General features: G+C 65.3%; 13 protein-coding genes. 2 read left to right on the forward strand and 11 right to left on the reverse strand.

What is annotated here, in order from left to right; all coding sequences use genetic code 11:
* Positions 1-27 precede the first annotated feature (27 nt).
* Both IB243_RS15045 and IB243_RS15050 read left to right on the forward strand, forming a co-directional pair.
* Positions 28-1,233, forward strand: coding sequence for an acetyl-CoA C-acetyltransferase (locus IB243_RS15045; RefSeq protein WP_192427993.1), 1,206 nt, complete (start codon positions 28-30; stop codon positions 1,231-1,233).
* A gap of 22 nt (positions 1,234-1,255) precedes the next feature.
* Complete coding sequence (locus IB243_RS15050; protein ID WP_192427995.1) at positions 1,256-3,433, forward strand: 3-hydroxyacyl-CoA dehydrogenase NAD-binding domain-containing protein; 2,178 nt, start codon at positions 1,256-1,258, stop codon at positions 3,431-3,433.
* Positions 3,434-3,481: 48 nt separating this feature from the next.
* On the opposite strand, the gene IB243_RS15055 is transcribed toward IB243_RS15050, so the two are convergent.
* The 11 genes from IB243_RS15055 to IB243_RS15105 form a co-directional block, all read right to left on the reverse strand.
* Complete coding sequence (locus IB243_RS15055; RefSeq protein WP_192427997.1) at positions 3,482-3,979, reverse strand: hypothetical protein; 498 nt, start codon at positions 3,977-3,979, stop codon at positions 3,482-3,484.
* A gap of 8 nt (positions 3,980-3,987) precedes the next feature.
* Positions 3,988-5,025 (reverse strand): ATP/GTP-binding protein, encoded by a 1,038-nt coding sequence (locus IB243_RS15060; protein ID WP_192427999.1) that lies wholly within the window; start codon positions 5,023-5,025, stop codon positions 3,988-3,990.
* A gap of 307 nt (positions 5,026-5,332) precedes the next feature.
* Positions 5,333-6,238: a 3-keto-5-aminohexanoate cleavage protein gene (locus IB243_RS15065; RefSeq protein ID WP_192428001.1), complete on the reverse strand. Its 906-nt coding sequence runs from the start codon at positions 6,236-6,238 to the stop codon at positions 5,333-5,335.
* A gap of 14 nt (positions 6,239-6,252) precedes the next feature.
* Complete coding sequence (locus IB243_RS15070; RefSeq protein WP_192428003.1) at positions 6,253-7,425, reverse strand: acyl-CoA dehydrogenase family protein; 1,173 nt, start codon at positions 7,423-7,425, stop codon at positions 6,253-6,255.
* On the reverse strand, positions 7,422-9,356 hold the full coding sequence (locus IB243_RS15075; RefSeq protein ID WP_192428005.1) for a biotin carboxylase N-terminal domain-containing protein: 1,935 nt from the start codon (positions 9,354-9,356) through the stop codon (positions 7,422-7,424). The genes IB243_RS15070 and IB243_RS15075 overlap by 4 nt, the downstream gene beginning before the upstream one ends.
* Complete coding sequence (locus IB243_RS15080; protein WP_192428007.1) at positions 9,353-10,162, reverse strand: enoyl-CoA hydratase/isomerase family protein; 810 nt, start codon at positions 10,160-10,162, stop codon at positions 9,353-9,355. The genes IB243_RS15075 and IB243_RS15080 overlap by 4 nt, the downstream gene beginning before the upstream one ends.
* 1 nt (position 10,163) lies before the next feature.
* A complete protein-coding gene (locus tag IB243_RS15085) occupies positions 10,164-11,342 on the reverse strand; it encodes an acyl-CoA dehydrogenase family protein (protein ID WP_055393716.1) in 1,179 nt (392 codons plus the stop codon).
* 53 nt (positions 11,343-11,395) lie between these two features.
* Positions 11,396-12,526, reverse strand: a complete 1,131-nt coding sequence (locus IB243_RS15090) for a DNA alkylation repair protein (protein WP_192428009.1) — start codon at positions 12,524-12,526, stop codon at positions 11,396-11,398.
* A gap of 23 nt (positions 12,527-12,549) precedes the next feature.
* The gene (locus IB243_RS15095; RefSeq protein ID WP_192428011.1) at positions 12,550-14,163 is read right to left on the reverse strand and encodes an acyl-CoA carboxylase subunit beta; all 1,614 of its coding nucleotides are present in this window, start codon (positions 14,161-14,163) and stop codon (positions 12,550-12,552) included.
* Entirely contained in the window at positions 14,160-15,089 is a 930-nt protein-coding gene (locus tag IB243_RS15100) for an SDR family oxidoreductase (protein ID WP_192428014.1), read from the reverse strand. The genes IB243_RS15095 and IB243_RS15100 overlap by 4 nt, the downstream gene beginning before the upstream one ends.
* A 24-nt stretch (positions 15,090-15,113) precedes the next feature.
* On the reverse strand, positions 15,114-15,863 hold the full coding sequence (locus IB243_RS15105) for a TetR/AcrR family transcriptional regulator (protein ID WP_192428016.1): 750 nt from the start codon (positions 15,861-15,863) through the stop codon (positions 15,114-15,116).
* Between the last annotated feature and the right edge of the window lie 343 nt (positions 15,864-16,206).

Genomic DNA, 16,206 nt, shown 5'->3' on the forward strand with positions numbered 1-16,206 from the left:
CAGTTTAAAGACCACCGGAGACCATTCATGACCGAAGCCTATGTATTCGACGCGCTGCGCACCCCGCGCGGCAAGGGCAAGAAGGACGGCACCCTGCACGAGGTCAAGCCCATCGACCTGCTCGTGGGCCTGCTGACCGAGTTGCAAGCGCGCCACCGCTTTGACACGGCGGCGGTGGACGACGTGGTCATGGGCATCGTCTCGCCCGTGGGCGAACAGGGTTCGGTGCTGCCCAAGGTCGCGGCGCTCAAGGCCGGGTGGGACTTTCGCTGTGCGGGTGTGCAGGTCAACCGCTTCTGCGCATCGGGCCTGGAGGCGGTGAACCTGGCCGCGCAAAAGGTGCGTAGCGGCTGGGAGGACCTGGTGGTGGCCGGTGGCGTGGAGAGCATGAGCCGCGTACCCATTGGCTCCGACGGCGGCGCCTGGGCGCAAGACCCCGCCACCAACTCCGCTACGCTGTTCGTCCCCCAGGGCATCGGCGCCGACCTGATCGCCACGCTGGACGGCTACACCCGTGCCGATGTGGACGCCTTCGCCCTCGAATCGCAGCGCCGCGCCACCGCCGCGCGCGCAGCGGGCTACTTCAAGAATTCGATCGTGCCCGTGCGCGACTTCATCGGCCAGACCATCCTGGCGGAAGACGAATTCATCAAGCCCAAGACCACGCTCGAAGGCCTGGGTGCGCTCAAGGCCTCGTTCGAGCAACTGGGCGGCATGGGCTTTGATGCCGTGGCGCTGCAGCGCTACCCGCAGGTGGAGCGCATCCACCACGTGCACCACGCGGGCAACTCGTCGGGCATTGTGGATGGCGCCGCCGCCGTGCTCATCGGCAACGAGGCCGCCGCCAAGGCCCACGGCCTCACGCCGCGCGCACGCATCGTGGCCACGGCGCTCAGCGGCGCCGACCCCACCATCATGCTCACCGGCCCCGTGCCCGCCGCCAAGAAGGCGCTGGTCCGCGCGGGCATGACCATCGACCAGATCGACCTGTTCGAAGTCAACGAAGCCTTTGCCGCCGTGCCCATGCGCTTCATGCGCGAGCTGGGCGTGCCGCACGACAAGGTCAACGTGAACGGCGGCGCCATCGCCATGGGCCACCCGCTGGGCGCCACGGGGGCGATGATCCTCGGCACGCTCATCGACGAGCTGCATCGGCGCCAGTTGCGCTACGGCCTCGCAACCCTCTGCGTGGGCGGCGGCATGGGCATCGCCACCATCGTTGAACGTATCTGAACGGGCAGGAGACAAGAACATCATGCAAACCATCCACTACGAACTCATCCCCGCCCAGGGCACCGAAGGCCAGATCGCAGTCATCACGTTTGACGAAACCAACTCCCCCGTCAACACCATGTGCCGCCAGTGGCAGCAGGAGCTGGGCGAGGTCACGGCCCAGGTGCTGGGCGACCGCGAACGCTTGGGCCCCGCGCTCAAAGGCATCGTGCTGGCATCGGCCAAGACCAGCTTCTTTGCCGGTGCCGACCTCAAGGCCACCATGCGCCTCACACCCGCCGATGCGCCCAACGCGTTTGGCGAAATCGAGCGCATGAAGAAGCACTTTCGCACGCTCGAAACCCTGGGCATCCCCGTGGTGGCCTGCCTCAACGGCGCGGCGCTGGGTGGCGGCTGGGAAGTAGCGCTGGTGGCCCACTACCGCATCGCCGTGGCCGACCCCAAGATCCAGTTCGGCCTGCCCGAGGTCACGCTGGGCCTGATGCCCGGCGCCACTGGCGTGACCAAGATGACGCGCCTGCTGGGCCTGATGGGCGCGCAGCCCTACATCCTGGAAGGCAAGCTCTTCAACCCCGCCGAAGCGCTGGAGCTGCAACTGGTGCACGAACTGGTGGCCACGCGTGAGCAACTGCTGCCCGCCGCCCTGGCCCACATCGCCACCCACCCGCACGCGGTGCAGCCGTGGGACGACAAGAACTACAAGATGCCCGGCGGTACGCCCGCCAACCCAAAGATCGCAGGCGCCCTCACCGTTGCGCCCGCCATGCTCAAGAAGACCACGCGCGGCCGCTACCCCGCGCCCGAGGCCGCGCTGGCCGCCATGGTCGAAGGCGCGATGGTGGACTACGACACCGCCCTGCGCATCGAAAGCCGCTACCTCGCCCGCCTGATGACCGGCCCCGTGGCGCGCAACATGATCAACACGTTCTTCTTCGACATGAACGCGATCAAGAGCGGCAAGTCGCGCCCCGGCACGGCCCCACGCTACAAGCCACAAAAGGTTGGCATCCTGGGCGCGGGCATGATGGGCGCGGGCATCGCCTGGGCCCAGGCCAGCCGGGGCATCGCCACCGTGCTCAAGGACGTGAGTGCAGAGAGGGCCGAGGCCGGCAAGGCCTACAGCGCCAAGCTCGCACAAGCCCGCGTGGACAAGGGCCGCATGACGGCCGAGGCGCAGCAGGCGCTGCTCTCGCGCATCACGCCCACCGCCAGCGCGGCCGACCTGGCGGGTTGCGACCTCATCATCGAAGCCGTGTTCGAAAGCCGCGACCTCAAGGCCCGGGTCACGCGCGAGGCCGAGCCGCAGCTGGCACCCGGCGGATTCTTTGCCAGCAATACCTCCACCCTGCCCATCAGCGGCCTGGCCACGGCCAGCAGTAACCCCGAGAAATTTGTCGGCATCCACTTCTTCAGCCCCGTGGACAAGATGAAGCTGGTGGAAATCATCCGCGGCAAACAGACGGACGACGAGACCGTGGCCCGCGCGTTCGACTACGTGCAGGCCCTGGGCAAGGTGCCCATCGTGGTCAACGACGCGCGCGGCTTCTACACCAGCCGCACCTTCGGCACCTACGTGATGGAAGGCGCCGCCATGCTGGGCGAAGGCATCCCCGCCGCCGCGATTGAAAACGCCGCCCTGCAGGCCGGCCTGCCCGTGGGGCCGCTGGCCGTGCTGGACGAGACCGCGCTGACCCTGAGCGTGCACGTGCTGGACCAGACGCGTGCCGACTACGCGGCCGAAGGCAAGACCTACACCGCCACGCCCGGCGAGCTGCTGGTGGAGCGCATGGTCAAGGAACTGAAGCGCCCTGGCCGCGCGGGTGGCGGCGGCTTTTACGACTACCCCGCAGGCGCCAAGAAGCACCTGTGGCCGGAGTTGAAAACGCTGTTCGAAAAGCCCGGCTTGGAATGGAGCGTGCAGGAGATCCAGGACCGGCTGCTCTACCGTCAGGCCATCGAGACCGCGCGCTGCCTGGCCGAGGGCGTGTTGACCAGCGTGCATGACGCGAACATCGGGTCGATTTTTGGGATTGGGTTTCCGGCTTGGACGGGGGGGGCGATGCAGTTTATCTACGGCACTGGAATCGACTCGTTCTTCAAGCGCGCTGATGAACTGGCGGCGAAGTACGGGTCGAGATTTGTTTTAGACGCAAGAGCCCGGGACGTCACTACGCGATTCCGGCCGGTGTTTGACCAATGAGGCGAGGTGCATGTGCTGTTCTCGACTCGTCCGGGCCTAATATGACTGTCATTGAACAGCCCACGCAACACCACCCATGTTGCTCATACTGGTGACCTTGACTCGGCGATCAACTGCGCCAAGGCGCTGCTGCAACTTCTGCTTGATGTCGGCGCGATCCACCACTGGCCGGTGCGCTTGTGGCTGTTCCAGGTGCGCGATCACTTTGAAGCCTGTGCAACCAAGAACATCAGAAGCTAGCGCCTGCTCACCAGGGTCATTCGCGTGAAACTTTGCAGGCAACAACGCCGCCAAACTCATCAAGACCTTATTGGCGATCGCGTCCGCTAAACCTGTGGGCTTGACTGTATCTGGGTGACGGTAGTCTTTTACCTCAATAAAGTAAGCCACTCCGTCAGGATCCAAAGCTAACAAGTCAACCGCTTTGATGCCATTCATCTGCTTGGAAAAGTGCCCACGATAGAAATTCCAGTCATCAAACTTATCTACTTTCCATCCATCGGGAAAGGTGAACGTCAGCCTCTCGACTTGCTTAACCACCGGCATGCATTTCCTCACAATTCCATATATCGATCGGATTGCGCCAAGCTCTCCTCAAGTGATGTGATTGGACCGACACCATTTACATCATCAGACTGACGCAACGTGATCACTTCATTTTCAACACTAAGCCCAAAATAGCGAGCAGACACAGGCTCATCCTCGCCTCTTCTACCCAGCAAAATTTCAAACTCGCGCAGCAAAAATAAACTGTGCGTCGCAATGAAAACCTGAATTCCCTGAGCCGACAATTCAACAATACATCGTGCTAGCGTTTTGATTAGCTTGGGATTGAGGTTGGTTTCGGGCTCATCCCAAAACAAATACCCCTTGTCTAGCAGCACGCCTGTATTTATGAGGCGCGCCAACATTGCAAATTTTCGTAACCCTTCTGCGACCAACGGCATTTCCATGCGCCCTTCTCCGGTGACTCGAAGATAGAAGCGCCCGCTGGAGGCATCCATTTCCACCTTGCCCCCCAGTTCTTCCTCTAAAGGTTTCAGAAGCTGAGCAGCACGATTTTCCCGAGGCCCTTTTACAGATGGAGCCCCAAGCAGAGAAACCGTGTCACGCCATGTCTCTTCAAACTCCAAGTGATAGTTGTCATAAAGATTCAAGAACCACGGGCACAACGTCACCAATTCTCGGGTCGGAAGATAAACGGGCGACTGAGTAAGAGCACTTTCCGGCACTTGAAGCACATCAACCTGGGACTTCGCGTTCGTAGCAAATCCAATCGCGCTGTTGAGCCCTCCCTGCTTCATGCTCAGTCGGATCTCGCACCGATCTCGCCCTTGCTTACGCTTAACCAATCGCCCTAGGGATTCTGGCCTCATCACCCGAGAAAGCTTCTCTGCATATGCCTTCTCCAAGCTCGTCTTCGTCAACTCCTCAGAGCGACCAGACTGCACTTTGAGCATGGAATAAAGGGCTTTTAGAACATGTGACTTACCAAGTCCGTTTTCTCCGATGATGACGTTCAGTCCATCAGCAAAAGACCACTTGCCATTTGGGACTGTAGTCAAGCTTTGAAATGTTGCAGACTTGAGCATGAATGTTTTTCCATTCGGATTTCGGAGGAATTTCACGCAAAACTCAGCTTGCTCGAAGAATTCAAAGACGAAGCGAGGTTATGCGAATTCACAGCACGTCCATCTCAAAGCCTAGCCTCAGCATCTGGGGGTAGAACGCGCGATTCCGCGGGAGGATACCATCCGAGGAGGCTGGGGCTAGAGGAAAAATGATTCCTGTTATTAGCATAACAAGCCTGAATTTGACTATTTCCGACGACGGCAACTGACACTAAGTGCACAGCGTCTCAACAAGCTCAAATGCGTGCACGTAGATGACAACCAGTCACTACGACGATAGCGTCAACCCAACATCCTGAAGTCCCAACATCCCCCGCGCCTCCTGCGGCGACGCCACCTCCCGCCCCGCATTCCTTGCATACCGCGCCAGCTGCTCAATCAACGGCCCGTTCGACTCCGCCTTGCTCCCATCCGGCAGATAGAACGTGTCCTCCAGCCCCGTGCGCAAATGCCCGCCCAGTTCCGCCACGCGTTGGTGCACGGGCCAGATCTCGCTGCGGCCGATGACGGTGGCTTGCCAGGGGGCGTCCTTGATTTTGAGCTTGAGCAGGATGGGCAGCAGGTCCGGGTCGGCAGGCATGCCGGATTCGACGCCCATCACAAAGTTGTATTCGGGCAGGCGCTCGGTGTACATGCCGGTCTGTACATACATCTCCACGCAGCGCACGATGCCCACGTCGAAGCATTCAAACTCGGGCAGCGTGCCGGTCTCCAGCATCACGTCGATGAAGTCCTTGACCTTGGCGGGCTGGTTGTCGAACAGCATAGGCGGCCAGGCCCAGGTGCCGTTGCTGCGCACCTTCAGGTAGTTGAGCGAGCCGGCGTTGCACGCAGCCATCTCTGGGCGGGTGGCGCGCAGGCAGTCGAGCGGGCCTTGGTAATTGGGGCCGACCACGCCGGTGGTCTGGTTGATGATCAGGCCTGGGCAGGCCTCGCGCATGGCTTGCACACAGTCGCGCGCCACCTGTGGGTCCCAGCTGGGCAGGTGGCCTTTGCCGGGCTCCTGGTTGCGAAAGTGCACATGGACCACGGCGGCGCCTGCGTCGTAGGCGCGGCGGGCTTCTTTGGCCAGTTGCTCGGGCGTGACGGGCACGTGGTGCTGGCCGGGGTCCGTCAGCACGCCGGTGATGGCGCAGGTGATGATGGCTTTGTTACCGTGGTCGGTGCTGTGCATGGTGCCTGTCTCCTTCAAATGCCGAGCTGCTTGGCAGCCAGGTCTTTCATGATTTCTTCCGCACCGCCGCCGATCATCATGACCTTGACCTCGCGGTAGATGCGCTCGCTGACGGTGCCGCGCATGAAGCCCATGCCGCCCAGGATCTGCACGGCTTGGTCGGCGCAGAACTGCATGGTTTGGGTGGCGTGGTTCTTGAGCAGGCACACCTGCGCTACCCAATCGGGGCCGGTGCGGCCCGCATCGGCCTGCGCGGCCACGGACTCGCACCACGCGGCGGTGGACTGGATGCGCATCTGCATGTCCACCAGCTTGTGGCGGATGACCTGGTGCTCGACCAGCGCGGCGCCAAAGGTCTTGCGCTGGCGCGCCCAGGCCAGGGCCTCGTCGTAGCAGGCCTCGGCAAAGCCCAGAGCCGATGCGGCCAGGCCAAAGCGCTCGCCGTTGAAGTTGGCCATGATGATGCGAAAGCCCGCGCCCTCTTCGCCCAGCAGGTAGCGCGCAGGCACGCGCACGTTATCAAAGCGCAGGTGGGCGGTGTCGGAGCAGAGCCAGCCCATCTTGTCGAGCTTGCTGCGCGACAGGCCTGCGCTGTGGCCGGGGATGAGCAGCATCGATATGCCGCCGCTGCCCTTGCTGCCAGCGTCGCCAGTGCGCACAGCCACCGTGATCCAGTCCGCGCGCATGCCGGAGGTAATGAACACCTTTTCGCCGTTGACGATGTACTCATCACCCTCGCGCCGCGCAGTGGTCTTGAGCTGCGCCACGTCGGACCCGCCACCGGGCTCGGTGATGGCCAGCGCGGCGATCTGCTCGCCCGCCAGCACCGATGGAATGACCTCGGCACGCACAGCATCGCTGCCATGCGCCAGCACGGGCGGCAAACCGATGTTGTGCGACAGCAGGCTGGCCAGCACACCGCCGCTGGCACCGTGGCGGCTGAGCGCGCGCCACAGCGGTAAGCGCAAGGCGTAGCTGGCAGGCGTGCCGCCGTACTGCTCTGGGTAGCCCAGACCCAGCAGGCCCAGGTCGGCCGCGCGGCGGTACAGGCTGCGGGGGAATTCACCGGCCGCGTCCCACGCGTCCACATGCGGCGCGATCTCGGTGCGGGCAAAGCGGGTGACGGTGTCGGCGAGGGCAGTGCGGTCTTCGTCGCTCACAGAACTTGCATCGGACGTGACGGTCATGCGGGCGCTCCTTGCGTGGCGGGTGCAAAGCGGGCCAGCACCTGGCCAGGCGACACCTGCTGGCCGGGTGCTACCAGCAGCTCGGCCACGGTGGCGGCTGCGGGGCTGGCCAGGCTGTGTTCGAGCTTCATAGATTCGATGACCACCACCGTATCGCCCGCCGCCAGCGCCTGGCCTGCGGCAACGGGCAGCGCGACCACCTTGCCGTTGAAGGGCGCGCGCAGCTCCGTCGCACCGCCCGCCGCACCCGCGCGCGCAACGGGTTCCCACGATGCGTCTTCCACCCAGCCGTCCACGGCGCCGGTTTGCCAGTGCCAGCGCCGGGGGGCCACCGCCACGCAGTGCACACCGCGCTGGGGCAGTTGCAAAGTCACAGGTTCTGCACCGGCCTGCTCCACCTGCAGCCTTCCACCGCCCAGCTCGCGCACGGCGATGGAGTGCACCTCGCCCTGGTGGCGCAGCCGCACGGGCCTGGCCATGGCACAAGGCAGGTCCGACATCGAATTTGAAGCAAAAATGGCCGATAGCGCCGAAGGAATATGCGCTGACAGCTCATCATTTGATAGCAATCGCTGCAACTCCTGGGCATGCTCCGCCAGGAACGGCACCAGCGCCTGGCCACTGGCAAACACGGGGTGCTGCAGGCAGGCTGCTAAAAACGCGCGGTTGGTGGGCAAGCCCAGCACGCGGATGCTGTGCAGCGCGCGCACCAGCGCGGCGATGGCTTCGGCCCGCGTGGGCGCGTGCACGATGAGCTTGCCCAGCATGGCGTCGTAGTGAGGCGTGACCTCTGCCCCCTCCTCCAGCGCATGGTCAAAGCGCAGCGCGCCCGGCGCGGCCCGTTCAAACGCGGTGGCTGGTGGTGCGCTGAACTGCAGCACACGGCCGGTGTGGGGGCGGAAGTGCGCGTCTTCGGCACACAGGCGCACTTCGACGGCGTGGCCTTGCAGATGCACCTCATCTTGCGTGAGCGGCAGCGGCTCACCCCGCGCCACGCGGATCTGCCACTCCACCAGGTCCAGCCCCGTGAGCGCTTCGGTCACCGGGTGCTCCACTTGCAGGCGGGTGTTCATCTCCATCAAGAAGAATTCAGCTCCGTCCAGAAGGAATTCCACCGTGCCCGCGCCCACATAGCCAGCGGCCTGTGCCAGCGCCACGGCGCAGGCGCCCATGCGCTCGCGCAGCGCAGCGTCCACGGCCGGGCTGGGGGACTCTTCAATGATCTTCTGGTGGCGGCGCTGTACCGAACAATCGCGCTCGCCCAGGTGGATGCACGCGCCGTGATCGTCGGCAAAGACCTGCACCTCCACATGGCGCGGCTGAAGCAGTGCGCGTTCGATGAGCAGGTCGCCACAGCCAAAGCCCGCCAGCGCCTCCGACCGCGCACTGGCCAGGGCAGCAGGCAACTGCGCCAGGTCGGTGACCAGGCGCATGCCGCGCCCTCCCCCACCCGCCACGGCCTTGACCATGAGGGGCGTGCCGATGCGCGCAGCCTCGGTGGCAAAGCGCTCGTCGCTCTGGTCGTCGCCCGCATAGCCGGGCAGGCAGGGCACGCTCTGCGTTTGGGCCAACGCCTTGGCCCCGGCCTTGCTGCCCAGCGCGCGGATGGCTGCGGGCGGCGGGCCGATCCAGGTCAGGCCCGCATCGACCACGGCCTGGGCGAAGTCGGCGTTCTCGCTGAGGAAGCCATAGCCGGGGTGCACGGCATCTGCGCCGGTGGCACGGGCGGCGGCCAGCAGCTTGTCGGTGCGCAGGTAGGTGTCGGCGCTGGCCGCTCCGCCCAGCGCCACGGCCTGGGTGGCTTCGCGCACGTGCAGGGCGTTGGCATCGGCGTCGGAATAGACCGCCACCGTTTCGATGCCCATGCGGTGGGCGGTGTGGATGATGCGGCGTGCGATCTCTGATCGATTGGCTATGAGGATTTTCTTCATGAGTTCGCACTCCACGGCGGCGCCTTGCGCGCAGCAAACGCCGCCAGCCCTTGCGGCGCCTCGGGGCCACGCAGCGCTTGCGCAAAGGCGAGGGCGGCGTCATCGAGCAGCGCGGGCAACGGCGTTTCGTGCTGGGCCAGCAGCAAACGTTTGGTAGCAGCCACGGCCTGGGGCGCAGCGACGGCATGGCGTCCGATGGCGGCTTGCACAGCAGCCTCCATGTCGCCACTCACCACCTCATCGACCAGCCCCGCGATTTGAGCTTTCGCGGCATCCCAGCGCTCGCCCGTCAGCAGACAACGCCGCGCAGCAGACGGGCCAAGGCGCCGCACGACAAAGGGCGCGATCTGCGCAGGCACGATGCCCAGCGTGACTTCAGGCGTGGCGAACTGGGCGCTGGTGTGGGCCAGCACCTGGTCGGCGCAGCACACCAGGCCAAAGCCGCCGCCCATGGCCGCGCCCTCCACCGCCACGACGAGCCACTGCGGCAGCGCGCACAGGGCCTGCAGCAGCGCACCAAAGCGGCGGTTCAGGGGCACCAGCGGGTCGGCTTCGCCGGCAGCCAGGGGCTGGCCAATGGTCTTGGCAAAGCCGCCCAGGCTGCCACCCGCGCAAAAGTGGCCGCCCGCGCCGCGCAGCACCACGCCTCGCAGGTCGGCATCGGTTGCAGCCCGCTCACACGCGGCTATCAAACCGTCAACCACCGCCTCGGACAGCGCATTGCGGCTGGCCGGGTCGTTGAGCGTCCAGGTTTCCACACAGCCGCTGGCCAGCGGCGCGCGGTCGATCAACAGCAATTCAGCCATGTCAGTGCACGGGCCGCTTGGCGATGCCCATGAGCTTGGACAGGATGCCGAGCATTACCTCGTCGGCCCCGCCGCCGATGGACGCCAGCCGCCCGTCGCGGTACATGCGCGAGACCTTGTTCTCGAGCGTGAAGCCCATGCCGCCCCAGAACTGCAGGCAGGTGTCGGGCACCTCGCGGTTCAGGCGGCCAGCCTTGAGCTTGGCCATGCTGGCCAGCTCCAGCACGTCCTGCCCGTTCACGTACAGGTCGCAGGCGCGGTAGGTGAGTGCGCGCAGCGCTTCGACCTCGGTCTTGAGTTCGGCCAGCTTGAACTGCACCCACTGCTGGTCGGCCAGCGTGGCGCCAAACAGCTTGCGCTCCTGTGCGTAGTCGATGGTCCACTGGATGCAGTGGTTCAGCGATTCGAGCGTGCTGGCGGCGCACCACAGGCGCTCTTCCTGGAACTGCTGCATCTGGTAGATGAAGCCCTGCCCCTCGGCACCGATGCGGTAGCGCTGCGGAACGCGCACCTCGTCAAAGTAGATCAGGCCCGTGTCGCTGCTGTGCATGCCGATCTTGCGGATCTTTTGCGCCACCTCGATGCCCTTGATGAGCTTGCCGCCGGGCCCATCCCGCATGGGCACCATCACCAGGCTCTTGTTTTTGTGCACGGGGCCTTCGCCCGTGTTGACCAGCATGCACATCCAGTCGGCCTGCAGGCTGTTGGTGATCCACATCTTCTGGCCGGTGATCACGTAGTCGTCGCCGTCCTTGCGCGCCACGCTTTTGATGCCAGACACATCGCTGCCCGCCGCAGGCTCGCTCACACCGATGCAGCCCACCATGTCGCCCGCAATCGCAGGGGCCAGAAAGTTGCGCTTGAGTTCTTCGCTGCCATAGCGCGCCAGAGCCGGGGTGCACATGTCGGTCTGCACGCCGATGGCCATGGGCACGCCGCCGCAGTGGATGTGGCCCAGTGCCTCGGCCATGGCCAGGCTGTACGAGTAGTCCAGCCCCTGCCCGCCGTATTCCTCGGGCTTGCACAGGCCCAGCAGGCCCAGGTTGCCCATCTTCTTGAAGACCTCGTGCGCGGGGAAGATCTCGGCCGCCTCCCACTCGTCCACATGGGGGTTGATCTCTTCGTCGATGAAGCGCTTGAGGGTTTTCTGGATCTCGCGGTGCTCGTGCGTGAACTGCATGGTGCTTGTCTCCTGCTGTTGCGTTTGTATGTTTGTGTGCCTGCAAACCTCGATCACGAAAGCTGAAACTGCCCCAGCGGCTGGGGCCGCCCGTTGAGCACCAGCTCCACATGGTGCGCGCCGGGGTAGTGGGTGCGTGTGGTCATCTGCTGCAGCGAAAGCGTCTTGCCCACCGCCACGGTGGCGCCGGGCGGAATGTCCAGCGTTTGCAGCTTGAACACCTTGGGCGCCGCGCCGCCGTGGGCCTTGACATAGTGCACCTTGAGGTCCGCCAGCACGCGCTGGGGCTGGGGCGTGGGGTTGTGCAGTTCGGCCTCGATGCGCACCTTGTCGCCGATGCGGGCGCGGGCGGGCAGCACGCGCGCGGCCCGCACGTCCAGCGCCACGGCGTGGCCCACGCCCAGGGCATCGAGCGCAGCGGCATCGCCCCGTTTGATGAGAAAGCGCAGGCCGTGGCGCACCAAGGCTTCGCGCGGGGCGGGTGCGTCTTGCAACCAGGTGCGGGCGGTGCCCACGGCCAGGTCGGGGTGGTCCTTGGCGATGTCACCCAGGTGGTTGGCCACGGAGCGGCGCACGTAGGACGATGGGTCATCCTTGAGCGCGTCGAGCAACGGCAAGGCCAGCTGCGGATTGGCCTGGAATGCAGGCAAACGCGGCGCCCAGGGCAGGCGGGGCCGCGTGCCTTCGCTCACCAGACGGCGCACATGGGCGTTGTCGTCCTGCGCCCAGTCACGCAGCCGCGCGAGCGTGGCGCCCTGGTGGTGCAGCAGGTAAGGGCGAATGCTGAACTCGGCGGTAAAGCGCTGGGTGAGCGCGTGCTGCGCGGCCATGGCCGCCTCGAAATGCAGCAGGCCGTGTGTGCCGATGTAGATGCTGTGGGGCAGGTACAAAAAGGCGCTGTAGGGGCGGTCACCCGCGTCGGGCTCACCCACCGCATCCAGGCCCATGGGTGGGTCCATCGAATCGACCAGCAAGCCCAGCGCCCGCGGCACGTCTTGCGGCAGGTGCGTCTGCAGGGCCTGTGCAATGCGCTGGCCGCGCGCCATCAGCTCCAGCGATTCGTAGCCGGGCTCTACCTGCTGCAGAAATGCAGTGGTATCGAACTTGCGCCACGCACGACGCACCATGGCCGAGATGCGCGGCGGCACGGTGTCGTTCAGCAGGTGTTTGAGAGGCTCGGCCATCGTAGGGATTGCGTGCGAAGCGCTTACATCCGCGCCACGCCAAAGCTCAGGGGCCGCAGCGTGCGGGCCTGGGCCTCTGCGCAGGTGTCCAGGCAAAACGCCAGCACGGCGCGCGTTTCGCGCGGGTCGATCACGCCGTCGTCCAGCAGCAGGCCGCTGGTGTAGAACGCATCGGCCTGGGCCTCGAACATGGCGACGATCTTGTCGAACTGGGCCTGCGATTCGGCCGGGTCGGGCGTGATGCCTTTGCGCGCCAGCGCCGCCTCCGTCACGATCTGCATGGTGCGCGCAGCCTGCTCGCCGCCCATCACTGCCGTCTTGGCACCGGGCCAGCTGAAAAGGAAGCGCGGCGCATAACCCCGCCCGCACATGCCGTAGTTGCCCGCACCAAAGCTGGCGCCGCACTGGATGGTGATCTGCGGCACGGTGGCGTTGGTCACGGCCTGGATCATCTTGCTGCCGTGCTTGATCATGCCGCCCTGCTCGCTGTCCTTGCCCACCATGTAGCCCGTGGTGTTCTGCAGGTAGATGATGGGGTGGCCCAGCTGGCACATCCACTGGATGAAGTGCGTGGCCTTGTTGGCACCCGCCACGTCGATGGGGCCGTTGTTGCTGATGAAGCCCACGGCGTGCCCGCCGATGTGGCCCTGCGCGCACAAAGTGGCCATGCCGTAGCGTGCCTTGAATTCGAGCAGCTCAGAGCCATCCACCAGCCGCGCCATCACCTCGCGCATGTCCACGGGTTGGCGCAGGTCGGCAGACATCAGGGACAGCAGGTCGTCTGCCGGCAAGAGAGGTACAGGCGCGCTCGGTCGCCGGGGCATGCTCCAGCCCAGCTGCGCGACCACATCGCGCGCCAGGCCGATCGCCTCGCGGTCATCCTGGGCCAGGTATTCGCCCAGGCCCGAGACGGCGGTGTGCATCTCGGCACCGCCCAGTTCCTCTTCGGTCGCCACCTCGCCCGTGGCGGCCATGAGCAGCGGCGGCCCGGCCAGGAAGGCGCGCGAGCGGCCCTGCACCATGATGACCACGTCCGACAGCCCCGGCATATAGGCCCCGCCCGCAGTGCCCGAGCCGTGCTGCACGGTGATCACCGGAATGCCCGCCGCCGACAGCCGCGCGAGGTTGCGGAACAGTGTGCCCCCGTGCACGAAGCCTTCGACCCGGTAGCGCATGAGGTTGGCGCCGGCACTCTCGACGAGGTGCACGAAGGGCAGGCGCTCGCGCAGCGCGATCTCCTGCACGCGCAGGATCTTTTCCAGTCCCATGGGCTGGATGGCCCCCGCCTCGATGCCGGAGTCGCTGGCTACCACCATGCAGCGCACGCCACTGACAAAGCCGATGCCCGCGACCATGCCGCCACCGGGCACGGACTTCTCAGGGTCTTTCACATCCTGCAGGTAGCCCGCCAGGGTGCACAGCGGCAGCCAGGGCGCACCAGCATCCATCAGCAGCGCCACACGCTGGCGCGGCAGTAGCTGGCCGCGTTTTTCAAACTGGGGCAGGGACCGGGCCGAGGCGGCAGCGGCGCGCTCTTCCAGCGCGCGCAGGGCATGAAGGCGGGCCTGCAGCGCCGCGCGGCGCTGCGTGGCCTCGGCACTGCCTGGGTTGAATCGGGAAGTGAAGACGGCGGTCATGCGGCCTCGGGCTTGGGGGTATGGGAAGGGGCAAACACCTGCGGCACCTGCGCGCGGTGAAAGCCGTCAAACGGCCGCACGGCCGGGTGTGCTGCGGCAGTGGCACCAGGCGGGCGCTGCGGCCAGCCCATGCGCACCTGGGGCCGCGCGCCGTCAACCCGCAACGTGGTGCCGCTGATGAAGCTGGCTGCCGGGCTGAGCAAAAAGGTGATGGCCGCCGACACCTCGGCCTCGTTGCCAAAGCGCCCAAGCGGCACCGTGCGCGGCATGGCACGCAGCATGTCTGCCGCCTCGGGCGGGTAGTTGTCCATGCCGCTGGAGGCGATGTAACCCGGCGCCACGGCGTTCACGCGCACACCGCTGTGCGCCCATTCCAGCGCTGCCGTTTCCGTCAAGCTGACCATCCCCGCGCGCGCAGCCCCGCTGTGCCCCATGCCCGGCATGGAGCCCCACATGTCGGCCACGATGTTGACTACTGAGCCGCCGTGCTGCGCCATCCACTGCCGATAACACTCACGCGCCATCAAAAAGCCGCCGGTAAGGTTGGTGTGCAGCACGGCCTCCCAGCCTTTGGCGCTGATGGATTCGAGCGGCGACATGAACTGCCCGCCCGCGTTGTTGACCAGCGCATCGATGCGGCCCTGCGCAGCGATGATCTGCTGCACCAGCGCCACCACACCTTCTTCTGAGCGGATGTCGCACACTTGGCAAGACACGCGGCCGCCATCGGCGGTGATCTCTTCGGCCACGGCCTGCAGCTTTTCAGGCTTGCGCCCCACCAGCACCACATGCGCGCCCAGGTGCGCCAGCTCATGCGCCGTGCAACGGCCTATGCCCGAGCCACCGCCGGTGACCACCACCACCCTGCCCTGGAACAGGCCCGGGGCAAACACTGACTGGTAGGCGTTGCGCGCTGTGGGGGCCATGGTGACTCTGCCTTGATGGGGTCGTTATGAACGGATGAACAAGGCAAGTGCCTCGTCGGTGAGCGCGTCGAGCGACTTGCCCTTCTTGGGCGAGAACCACTGCACCGCCCAGTTAAGCGCCCCAAAGATGAACAGCCGCGCCACACCGTGCTCGGCCTGCAGCGTGCCCTGCTGTGCCAGCGCTTCCAGCACGGGCATCCAGGTGGCCTCGTAGTTGTCCTTGATGCGGGCAATGCCCTTGCGCTGCGCAGGCGTGAGCGAACGCCACTCGTACAGCATCACAGGGATGAAGCTGCTGCGGGGCCCGAGCAGGATTTCGAAGTGGTGGCGAATGAGCGTGTGCAATTGCTCGCGCGGTGTGGCCTGGGCTGGCAGCGCATCGAGTGCCTGCTGCTGGCTTTGTGTGGCCATGGTCATGCCCTCGCTCATCACGGCGTAGAGCAGCGCGCTTTTGCTTTCGAAGTGGTAGAAGGGCGAGCCACTGTGCATGCCTGCCGCCGCAGCAATGTCGCGCGTGCTGGTGGCGGCAAAGCCCTGGGTGCGAAAGAGCTTGGCCGCGCCGTCCATGAGCTTGCGGCGGCGGTTGCCGTCGTCCAGTTCTTCGGCGGTCTTGCGGGGGCGGCCGCGGGGGCGGCGGGTGGTTTCTTCGGCGGGGGATTGTGTTGTGGTTGCCGAGTTGGCGCTGAGGGGCGCTACGGCCTTGCTGCGGGGGCGGGCCGGGGGCTTCTTGAGAGTGGGGGCGATGGCGCGGGTGCGCGGCACGGGTGAGTCCATGCAAGCACGATAGCAAAACTGTTTATTTTTAGCAAGCAAGTGCTTTGTAAAAATAGATAGCTTGTCTGATCGCGATTGCTACGGGTGCTTTTTGAGGTTAAGCGCCGGTATTCACTGCCTAATTTGCTGTTCATTTGGAAGCAGATCGCGTGCCTATGCGAAGGACGGAGGCCGGGAGTCGCCCGGCATGCGAGTAACTTTCTTTCGCGTCGCCGAGAGGGTGTAGAAGAAATCTATTTCAATCGCCCCAGCAGCATCCGGGCCTGCGCGAGCCAAACCCATGCCTGTGCATAGAACGGCTTGCGGTCGTGGTGCATCACAAGCCTTCTGTTGCGCTCCAACC

It is taken from the genome of Acidovorax sp. ACV01, from assembly GCF_014851495.1.
Classification (GTDB): domain Bacteria; phylum Pseudomonadota; class Gammaproteobacteria; order Burkholderiales; family Burkholderiaceae_C; genus Acidovorax; species Acidovorax radicis.

What these genes read in the sequence shown, in the direction of transcription:
- IB243_RS15095 (WP_192428011.1), bottom strand. Translation starts at nt 14,163, where the DNA reads ATGACCGCCGTCTTCACTTCCCGATTCAACCCAGGCAGTGCCGAGGCC.
- IB243_RS15100 (WP_192428014.1), bottom strand. Translation starts at nt 15,089, where the DNA reads ATGGCCCCCACAGCGCGCAACGCCTACCAGTCAGTGTTTGCCCCGGGC.
- IB243_RS15090 (WP_192428009.1), bottom strand. Translation starts at nt 12,526, where the DNA reads ATGGCCGAGCCTCTCAAACACCTGCTGAACGACACCGTGCCGCCGCGC.
- IB243_RS15050 (WP_192427995.1), top strand. Translation starts at nt 1,256, where the DNA reads ATGCAAACCATCCACTACGAACTCATCCCCGCCCAGGGCACCGAAGGC.
- IB243_RS15070 (WP_192428003.1), bottom strand. Translation starts at nt 7,425, where the DNA reads ATGACCGTCACGTCCGATGCAAGTTCTGTGAGCGACGAAGACCGCACT.
- IB243_RS15085 (WP_055393716.1), bottom strand. Translation starts at nt 11,342, where the DNA reads ATGCAGTTCACGCACGAGCACCGCGAGATCCAGAAAACCCTCAAGCGC.
- IB243_RS15080 (WP_192428007.1), bottom strand. Translation starts at nt 10,162, where the DNA reads ATGGCTGAATTGCTGTTGATCGACCGCGCGCCGCTGGCCAGCGGCTGT.
- IB243_RS15045 (WP_192427993.1), top strand. Translation starts at nt 28, where the DNA reads ATGACCGAAGCCTATGTATTCGACGCGCTGCGCACCCCGCGCGGCAAG.
- IB243_RS15055 (WP_192427997.1), bottom strand. Translation starts at nt 3,979, where the DNA reads ATGCCGGTGGTTAAGCAAGTCGAGAGGCTGACGTTCACCTTTCCCGAT.
- IB243_RS15065 (WP_192428001.1), bottom strand. Translation starts at nt 6,238, where the DNA reads ATGCACAGCACCGACCACGGTAACAAAGCCATCATCACCTGCGCCATC.
- IB243_RS15075 (WP_192428005.1), bottom strand. Translation starts at nt 9,356, where the DNA reads ATGAAGAAAATCCTCATAGCCAATCGATCAGAGATCGCACGCCGCATC.
- IB243_RS15105 (WP_192428016.1), bottom strand. Translation starts at nt 15,863, where the DNA reads ATGGACTCACCCGTGCCGCGCACCCGCGCCATCGCCCCCACTCTCAAG.
- IB243_RS15060 (WP_192427999.1), bottom strand. Translation starts at nt 5,025, where the DNA reads ATGCTCAAGTCTGCAACATTTCAAAGCTTGACTACAGTCCCAAATGGC.